Annotated in this window: 1 protein-coding gene; it reads left to right on the top strand. The window is 66.4% G+C overall.

Translation table 11 applies throughout. The annotated features are described in order from the left end of the window. Positions 1-351: 351 nt before the first annotated feature. The coding region (locus ABEA33_RS14650) for a Gmad2 immunoglobulin-like domain-containing protein (protein ID WP_345527546.1) at positions 352-547 on the top strand (196 nt) is incomplete at its 3' end.

Raw genomic sequence — 547 nt, 5'->3', positions numbered from 1 at the left:
CTTCATCACGAACTCAGACTGCAGCGCGCCTCACTCAAGATATGGGAGACACGCTCTAGTTCGCGACTAGCCCTGGTCGAGCCCTGCCCCACGATTATCTGTCTGCCTGCGAGGTCGATAGCGGGCGACGAGTTGGTGGTGGACCGCTATCACGGCATCCGGTCTGCTTCGCCGCAGCCATGTGTGTCATTCCACCGCCTATATGACGGAGTGTCCCGCGCCGCGCCCCGCTCCCGCTGCATCCTCGCGCCTCGGACCGCCGAAACTGCCGTCGACAGCGGCCGATTGTCGAGAGCACTATGGGCTACCGGCAACGGTGACCGCCGGGGCCGCATCCGAAGGAGGTGGGTCATGGCGCTGGTGACGGATGTGCGTGTGCGGCAGCCGGCCCGGAACGACCTAGTGAGCGATCGGTTCGTCGTTTCGGGCATCGGCGCCGGATTCGAGGGCACGATCGGAGTCCGCGTGCTCGGGCCCACGGGCAGGATCCTGGCGACCGACTCAGCCCAGTCCAGCGGAGGCGGCATCGGCGTCGGCGAGTTCACGA

Origin of the sequence: Nocardioides endophyticus (assembly GCF_039543845.1) — a bacterium.
GTDB lineage: Bacteria > Actinomycetota > Actinomycetes > Propionibacteriales > Nocardioidaceae > Nocardioides > Nocardioides endophyticus.
Note: the sequence above shows the minus strand (reverse complement) of the source record. Positions and strands in the feature narration are given on the sequence as shown.